The following is a 4,181-nucleotide window of genomic DNA, read 5'->3' as shown; positions in this document are numbered from 1 at the left end:
GAGGGCTTATCCGCAGGTTTTGGTTATCCGAACATTTATTAGAGATAAGGCGTGTTCCTGCTGTTTAAGATAAATTCCGAAAAAAAATGTGCGGATAACAATATTTGGGTGTATCATTATCTCAGGAGGTGATACACAATGAACGAATATCGCAAAAATGTTACTATTGTTTTAAACTTTCTGAAAGGAAGGGGGTATGCGCAATCCACAGTTAAAAATCATGAACGGTTTTACACTCTGCTGGCTGACGATCTTGCGGCTAAGGATATAACCTATTCACCAGAATACGGAAAAGCTCTGTTATCCACATTACCGGGGCCTGCATGGCTCCCTAAAAGCCGTATAGAAAATGCGGCTTGCATTTCAAAACTTGATGATGCATATATCCACGGATGCATCATCAATGCCCAGGCATCACCCAGGAAGAGTTACTCCAAGCTATCGCTTAACAGCAACTTTGAAAACCACATCACAAGATTCCTGCGTTCTCGTGAAAATGTTTTTACGGAATCGCAAATAGCAAATGTCAAACGAAGGTGCTCATTGTTCTTGAAGTGTATGCAATCCAAGGGAAGGATGGATCCATCTGAGATAACCTACGGTGACATAGATTCATACCATGAGGAGCTTGCGCACTTGAAAAGGATTTCCCGAGTTATTGAAGAGTCAACTTTGCACCAGTTCCTGAAATTCCTGGCCGAATCGGGAAAGGCTCCTTACGGTCTATATCTGCGAATATATGCATTGGAGACGGAATGTTCCGTCAACCTGGACGATTTTCCACCTGATGAACAATCCAGGCTTATAAAGAATAGCTCTGAGGGACAAGTCCGGTTGTCGCCTGAAAGGTTTTTGTCTGAGGGCCTGGAACTTATCAGGCTCCATCAAGAGGCAGGCTATGTCCAGAAATATACAGAAGCATCTAAAATGGCAATTCTTCAGCTATACCTGTTCCTTGATTACCACAATCTGTGGTATGACCCAGACATGGCAGACATATGGCTTCATTCGGACTGCGTAAAAAAACGTCTGTTCAAAGGCTGTTCGTGGAATACAGCGCGGCGCATAATGTTCATGTTTTCCGATTATGTTACATCTGGGTCAGTCCATTTCGGGAAGAAGTTGCCGAGGGGAATCAACGGCATAAATAACATTCCAGAATGGTGCTTGACACCACTGCTTGACTTTGCCGAGAGCCGCCGCAAGATGAAACTGGATGAGAACACCGTTAAAAACGATATTTACTCCATACTCAGATTTTGCCGGTTTATAATCGGTGAGGGCCTGTCATCGTATGGCGATGTTAACGGAAGTCATCTTGCTGATTTCAACCTTGCAGACCACCATGGAACCCCAGAGGGCAAAAATGCATGCAACAACCGGGTGAAGCGGTTTCTTAAGTACCTGTATCGTAAAGGTCTCAACGCAAACCCATCGCTGTATATGGCTCTTGGCTGCTCGGCGGCACCAGTGGAGACCGTTGTGGTAGTACTCACTTCCAGTGAGATCGAGGAGATCAAAACTTTTGTTCGCAATGCTTCTACGGATCTTGAGATCCGCGACAGTGCAGTCATAATGCTCGGACTTGAAATGGGAATGCGCAGCAGCGATATTGCAAGCCTGAAGCTGGAGAACATTGATTGGAAAAACCGTTCCATTCTGTACAGGCAGAACAAGACAGATGCTGATGTATGGGTACCGATGCCAGTGGCGGTAGGCAATGCCATCTTCAGATACCTGAAGCAGTCACGTCCAAGAATGGCGGTATGCAGAAATGTATTCGTTGATTTCAAGGCTCCGTTTAGCGGCATGAGCCGAAACATATGCTACAGTGCGTTAAAGCGAGCTTTGCCTGACCGCGATGTAAGGGGATCAGGTTTTCACGTCACCCGAAAAACATTTTCGACAAACAGGCTTAGAAACGGAGTTCGTCCTGAAAGCATTGCAGATGTAATCGGGCACAGGGACACGGAAAGCCTGAAGCATTACCTTTCCCTTGACGATGAACGCATGGCGGTATGTCCGCTCTCCCTTGCGGATCTTCGCCTTGAAATGGAAGGGAGCGATGTGTTATGATGAATATCGCTTTCAAGAGCGTCCTGGCCCCATATATACAAGGGTTACTGGATCAAAAAAGGGCACTTGGCTTTAAGTATGACAACGAGGCTTATATACTCGCACGCTTTGACAAGTATTGGCTGGAGACCAATGGGGATTCGGATGACGTGACAATGGAATCTCTTGAAGGATGGACGCGACTGCTTCCGACAGAGGGAAAGTCATCCCAGGCTGGGCGGATATCTGTGATACGGCAGCTGACTCTGTACATGAATGGCCTCGGCAAGATTTCATATGTTCCTATAGATGTTATACGTTACAGCCGCCCTGTTGTCCACGTTCTGTCACCAGAAGAGGTTGCCGATCTCTTCCGTGTGATTGACGGGTATGTTCCCAAAAAGCAATCCACGGAAGTGACAAGGATGGCGTATGGTTACAGGGTGATTTTTCGACTGATTCTTGCAACGGGTCTGCGCAGAAGCGAGGCGGTGTGCCTCCGGCTTGATGACATCAACTGGAAGAACGGTTCCATTACCATTTATAATGCAAAGGGTCATAAGGACAGGGTGGTTTTCATGTCTGGGGATCTTACGAAAGTCATGAGAAAATACACCAGTGACAATCTACGCCTAATGGACACTGAGTGGGTTTTCCCGTCCTTTGATCCCGCCAGGCATTTTTCCGGTGGTGCACTTTCCATACGCTTTAGGCAATTTTGGAAAGAAACCGTATATGCGCCGAGTTGCGCAAAGCCCCCGACAATCCACTCACTGCGGCACACTTATGTTGTTATGCGCATGAATGCATGGATATCCGAGGGAATCGACCTGAATGTCATGCTACCTTACCTCAGCAGAGCGTTGGGACACAAATCGTCCAATGAGACCTTCTATTATTACCACCAGGTCAAAGAGACGTTCCGTATTATACGTGAAAAAGACTGCCTCGCGTATGAGATTTTTCCGGAGGTGAGGGTCAGATGAATAATACGGTTAAAAAGAAGCTCTTCTTTTCCATGACGTTGGACTTCCTTGAAACCTACATACCCCAGGACAGTCCAAGCCTGAAAACGGTAAAAACATATAGGGACGGACTTAGCATTTTCAGGAGGTATGTCTCAGACGAAAAAGGGATATCCATGAAACGATTCCTTTTTGAGGATTGCACTTTTGACTTTCTCCTTGACTACCGAAACTGGTTGCTCGACTACAAGAAACACACCAGAAGCACAGTCAACAACAGGCTTGCGGCAATAAAGTCATATGTCCGGTACGCTTCATCACGCGATGTTTCTCTCCAGCAGGTATATTTGAGCATTACCGATGTTCCATTTTTGCGCGTGGAAAAGAAGATGCGGCCCATAATCGAGGAACGTTCAACGCTCAAAGCTTTTTTAGATGCTCCGCCCAATACAAGGACAGGATGCAGGGACACGATGATGCTTTCCGTTCTGTTTGACACGATGATACGCGCGGACGAACTCATAAATATCCGGTTGAAAGATGTTAATCTGAAGGTTGCTGCACCCTATATTCTAATTAAGGGTAAGGGCAACAAGGAACGAACAGTCCCTATTTCTGAAAATGTAGTGTCTCTCATTGAAGCGTACATGGCAGAATACCATGATGGGGAGTCAGTTGGGTCTTCCGTCCCATTTATCTACACAGTGTCCCATGGTGAGATACATTCTATGTCGGAAAGGAATGTGGAGCGCATAGTGAAAAAATATGCGGACATTGTCCGAAAGGATCATCCAGACCTGCCCAATCCAGTTTATCCCCATATGCTTCGAAGAACACGGGGAACATACCTTTATCGTGATGGAGTGGCAATAGAGACGATTGCTGTGGCAATGGGGCATTCGAGCATCCAGACCACGAAGGACCATTACGCATTTCCATCTTTGGAACAAAAACGCAAGGCCATGGAAATAGGGAACCCTGTAATATCTTCTGGCAATGAGGTACCAGAATGGCCCGATGACGAGGATGAATTTGCACGGCTTTGCGGCTTGAGGTAAATTTTTATCCGCATATTTTTTTGAAGGAACAAGGCTTGATCATCAGCATCAAGCCTTGTTCCACAAAAATGTTCGGATAACAAAAACCTGCGGATAAGCCCTC

General features: G+C 46.1%; 3 protein-coding genes. All 3 read left to right on the top strand.

Annotation, left to right across the window (positions count from 1 at the left end; genetic code table 11):
• Positions 1–138: 138 nt before the first annotated feature.
• Genes BM265_RS19335 through BM265_RS19325 form a run of 3 tightly spaced genes read left to right on the top strand, consistent with a single transcriptional unit; the run spans position 139 to position 4,078 of the window.
• Positions 139–2,076, top strand: coding sequence for a tyrosine-type recombinase/integrase (locus BM265_RS19335; protein WP_074963546.1), 1,938 nt, complete (start codon positions 139–141; stop codon positions 2,074–2,076).
• Positions 2,073–3,041: a tyrosine-type recombinase/integrase gene (locus BM265_RS19330; RefSeq protein WP_074963545.1), complete on the top strand. Its 969-nt coding sequence runs from the start codon at positions 2,073–2,075 to the stop codon at positions 3,039–3,041. The genes BM265_RS19335 and BM265_RS19330 overlap by 4 nt, the downstream gene beginning before the upstream one ends.
• Positions 3,038–4,078, top strand: coding sequence for a tyrosine-type recombinase/integrase (locus BM265_RS19325; RefSeq protein WP_074963544.1), 1,041 nt, complete (start codon positions 3,038–3,040; stop codon positions 4,076–4,078). The genes BM265_RS19330 and BM265_RS19325 overlap by 4 nt, the downstream gene beginning before the upstream one ends.
• Positions 4,079–4,181: the final 103 nt, after the last annotated feature.

It is taken from the genome of Hominimerdicola alba, assembly GCF_900112155.1.
Lineage (GTDB): Bacteria > Bacillota > Clostridia > Oscillospirales > Ruminococcaceae > Hominimerdicola > Hominimerdicola alba_D.
This window is presented reverse-complemented; position numbering and strand designations above follow the sequence as displayed.

Coding starts and splice junctions, on each gene's coding strand:
- BM265_RS19335 (WP_074963546.1), top strand. CDS start 139: ATGAACGAATATCGCAAAAATGTTACTATTGTTTTAAACTTTCTGAAA.
- BM265_RS19330 (WP_074963545.1), top strand. CDS start 2,073: ATGATGAATATCGCTTTCAAGAGCGTCCTGGCCCCATATATACAAGGG.
- BM265_RS19325 (WP_074963544.1), top strand. CDS start 3,038: ATGAATAATACGGTTAAAAAGAAGCTCTTCTTTTCCATGACGTTGGAC.